The organism is Pseudomonas rossensis, from assembly GCF_039888995.1.
Lineage (GTDB): Bacteria > Pseudomonadota > Gammaproteobacteria > Pseudomonadales > Pseudomonadaceae > Aquipseudomonas > Aquipseudomonas rossensis.
In genome coordinates this window covers 1-3,797 of record NZ_JBBWCB010000250.1, presented here as the reverse complement: position 1 = coordinate 3,797, position 3,797 = coordinate 1, and the positions used below count along the sequence as shown (strand labels likewise).

Here is a 3,797-nt window from a genome sequence, read left to right as displayed (position 1 = left end):
GGTTACAACTATCAGCACAACCCGATGATCGGGCTCGCCCGGCAGCTCATTGAAAACGGCGACTTGGGTCAGATCATCAGTTTCCAGGGTGAATTCAGCGAAGACTTCATGGCCAATCCCGCGGCACCTTGGTCGTGGCGTTGCGATGCCGATCATGCCGGTGGCGCACTGGCCGATCTGGGCAGCCACTTGTTGGCCATGGCCCGCTATCTGGTGGGCGATGTCGAGGCAGTGAGCGCCGACACCCAGACCGTGCACCGGCAACGTCCCGCCACGGCTGGCAGCCCGGAACAACGCAGTATCGCCGTCGACGATCAGGTCCACGCCTTGTTGCGGTTTGCGAATGGCGCCCGGGGCACGTTCAGCAGCAGTTGGCTCAAGCACGGCTACAAGAATCACCTGAGCTTTGAAATCAGCGGCACCCGAGGGACTTTGATGTTTGATCAGGAACGCCTGAATGAACTGCATCTGTTTCGTGCCGGTCAGGACGGTTTCCAGCGCTTGCTGGCAGGGCCGAATCTTCCGGGTTATACGGCGTTCAGTCCGGCGGCAGGGCATCAGTTGGGTTACAACGAACTCAAGACGCTGGAAGTCCATGATCTGGTGATGGCGCTGGCAGGCTTATCTCAGGGGGGAACCGATTTCGAGCAGGCGTGGGAAGTCGAACGCCTGGCGACGGCGATCCGGTTGGCAGCGCGGGAATCGCGTTGGGTCAGAATCGAGGAAGTCTGAGCGAAACGCGCGGATACCCGCCAGCAGCACAGTGCCGCTGGCGGTTAAACGTGAGCAGATGGACGCTTACTGAGTGACGCAACGAGTGAGCGTGGTTTCCCGGGTCACCTGCCCCTCAGCCCTCATATCGCCTTGCACATCGGTGTTTTCAGTGGTTTGGCAGGTGCGCACAGGGGGTGGAGGCGGCGCGGCGGGAGGTGGCGGTGGCGGACTTGCACAACCACCCAGAATCGCTATCCAGAGTGCGAACGACAGTGTTGCAAAAATGCGTTTCCCAAGACTTTTCATAGGTTGACCCGCGGTAAGTGATCGACATATTTCCGCGACCCAACTGCCTCACCGCGAACCCGCGGACCGGTCACAGAAAAAATACTCTCGTATTCTTTATACGACCGCCGGCAAAACCCGACAGTTCCTAGGACGTCTCGCGACGACGCAACGTGTTGCTCTCAAGTTCATAACGCAGCTCTTCGATCAACGCTGCCACCGCCTCCGGGGTTTTGAGGTTGGCCACGCTCAACCCAGTGACCACCAGATCCACCTGCCCCGACACCGGATGATAGAGCTTCGCCGTCATTGAATGATCACCCGTAACACTGCATTCGCAGGCCAACGGCGAAAAACTCCGCTCCAGTTGCATACGCAATTGCGCCACATAAATCATCCCGCGGTTCCTGTCGCTGTTCTAAAAGGGACGCGATACCCGAAGACCTGTATCGCACCCTTACAGCCTAAGAACTGCCGCACTCGGCCAAAACATGAATTTGCACCTGCTCGAGTAGTGCATTTGCACCTAACGCTGGGCCTTGGGCCGCCACTCGCTGGAGAACAAACCGCGCTCGCGAGCCCAGACAATCGCCTCACTACGGCTGTGAACGTCGAGCTTGGAATACACCGTCGAGACATGGTTGCGCACCGTGTTCGGCGCGAGCTTCAGCCGCGCGGCGATTTCCTTGTCGGCCAGGCCTTCGCAGATCAGGCCAAGCACATCGCGCTCGCGGGCAGTCAGGTCGGTGAAAGACACGCTAGGCAACTGCGGCGAGTTAACGTTTTTCACGTTAGCGAGTTTCTCGATGAGCGTGCGGCTGAACCAGGAGGCGTCTTTCATCACCTCTTCAATCGCTGACACCAACTCCAGTTCCGTGCGTTTACGTTCGGTGATGTCCATAAACACCAGCAGGTAGCAGGGACTGTCCTGAATGTTCACGGTGTCGGCCGAGACCGCACAATCGATCAGTCCGGTGTCTTTCTTACGGAGGCTGACATCGATGCGATCCAGGCTTCCGGTTTTCTCCAGGGTTGCGAAAAGCCGTGTACGTGCGCCCTTGTCATGGATGAAGTCGATCTCTGCGATAGTCTTGCCGAGCACTTCTTCACTGGGATACGCGAGCGTATCGAGGAAGGCTTCATTGACGTCCATCACCACCTGATCGATGGCATTGCACACCAGGATCGGCACCGGGGTCAGTCGAAAAGCCTTGGTGAAACGTTCCTCGCTCTGGCGCAGGGCGACTTCGGCCTTATGCCGAGGCTCGATATCCACAAAGGAAAACAGCATGCAGGCTTCGTCGTTCAGCTCAAGGGGCTGGCCGGCGACGATCACCTGTTTGCTGCCACCTTCGGGTAACTGCAGCTGCGCCTGCATTTGCGGAATGGTCGCCCCTTCGCGCAAACGCTGCTTGGCCAGGTCTTTGTTTTCGGCGCCCTCCAGCACATCCAGTTCATAGGTCGAACGGCCGATCACCTGATCACGGGCATGGCCGGTCATCTCCAGGAAGCCCGGGTTGACTTTGATGTAGCGCAAATCGCTCAGGCGACAGATCACCGCCGGGGCCGGGTTGGCATTGAAGGTTTTTTCGAAACGCTGTTCGGCGCTGGCCCACTCCGTGACATCGTTCATGATCAACACCAGCGACTCCGGCTCGCCAGCGCTGTCGGCCAATACCATGCTGCGCACACTGTGGACCCAGGTGCGCTCTTCGTCGTCCGCCGGTGTCACCTCAACCAACACATCACTGAAGGACTCGCCTCGGGCAACGCGGCTGATCGGATAATTGTCGGCCTGAACCGGATGATTATTGCGATAACGCAAGGCGAAGCGCTTGGCGTACTCCCTGGCATTCGCCCCCAGCTCGCTGAGCTGCCCGACGCCGTGCATGGCCAACGCGGCGTCATTGGCCCAGAGAAGGGTCTGGTCGAGTTCCAGCAGAATCACCCCATCGGACAGGCCGGCGATGATCTGCTGCAACTGACGGCGATTGGTTTCGGTGGTCAGGACGTCCTGGCTCATTGGATCTCCACGCGTGCGGCGGCGCATTCACGCGCCGCCCTGTGAAGATTACGACCGCGGGCATCCATGATCGTGCAGATATGCCGGGGTACATTGATCGCGTACATCCGTGGAATTTGCAGGTGTACGCGACCCTCTGTAGGAGCTGTCGCAGGCTGCGATCTTTTCGGCGCACTTGAAATATTACGAAAATACTTTGGCCAACGACAGAAACACCATCAGCTAACGTTCGTTTGCCAACACATTTCAAGGAGGGCAAGGAATGCCTGTCGCTGCAAATGGATGTCGTCTTCACAAAGCTCGATTTTCGGAATCCGGTCGTATTTATCTGCTGACCGCTGTTGCTCATCAGAGAGAGCCGGTGTTCGCAGATTGGCGACTGGGACGGCTTCTGGTCGATCAACTGCGTTGTGCCGATGAAGCGTCGCTAGTGACCTCAATGGCCTGGGTGGTGATGCCGGATCACCTGCATTGGTTGATGGAACTGAAGCACGGCACGTTGGCCGAGCTGATGTGTCGAATCAAATCCAGAAGTAGCCGTTCGATCAATGTCGTCCGTCAGGGTCAAGGCAGACTATGGCAACGGGGGTATTACGATCACGCTTTGCGTCGTGATGAAGACATCAAGGATGCAGCACGTTACATCGTCATGAATCCGTTGCGTGCGGGACTGGTCAAGCGGATTGGCGATTACCCACTGTGGGATGCCATTTGGCTTTGAAAGGTCAAGATCAAAAGATCGCAGCCTTCGGCAGCTCCTACATTGATGGCGTAC

General features: G+C 57.8%; 4 protein-coding genes. 2 read left to right on the top strand and 2 right to left on the bottom strand.

Annotation, left to right across the window (positions count from 1 at the left end; translation table 11 throughout):
* The coding region (locus WLY71_RS30005) for a Gfo/Idh/MocA family protein (protein WP_347806462.1) at positions 1-732 on the top strand (732 nt) is incomplete at its 5' end.
* A gap of 415 nt (positions 733-1,147) precedes the next feature.
* Here WLY71_RS30005 and WLY71_RS30000 read toward each other — a convergent pair.
* Together WLY71_RS30000 and WLY71_RS29995 are read right to left on the bottom strand one after the other, a co-directional pair.
* On the bottom strand, positions 1,148-1,396 hold the full coding sequence (locus WLY71_RS30000; RefSeq protein ID WP_347806461.1) for a DUF1652 domain-containing protein: 249 nt from the start codon (positions 1,394-1,396) through the stop codon (positions 1,148-1,150).
* A gap of 129 nt (positions 1,397-1,525) precedes the next feature.
* Complete coding sequence (locus WLY71_RS29995) at positions 1,526-3,022, bottom strand: PAS domain S-box protein (RefSeq protein ID WP_347806460.1); 1,497 nt, start codon at positions 3,020-3,022, stop codon at positions 1,526-1,528.
* A gap of 262 nt (positions 3,023-3,284) precedes the next feature.
* Between WLY71_RS29995 and WLY71_RS29990 the strand changes: the two genes are divergently transcribed.
* Positions 3,285-3,743, top strand: a complete 459-nt coding sequence (locus tag WLY71_RS29990) for an REP-associated tyrosine transposase (RefSeq protein WP_347806459.1) — start codon at positions 3,285-3,287, stop codon at positions 3,741-3,743.
* Positions 3,744-3,797: the final 54 nt, after the last annotated feature.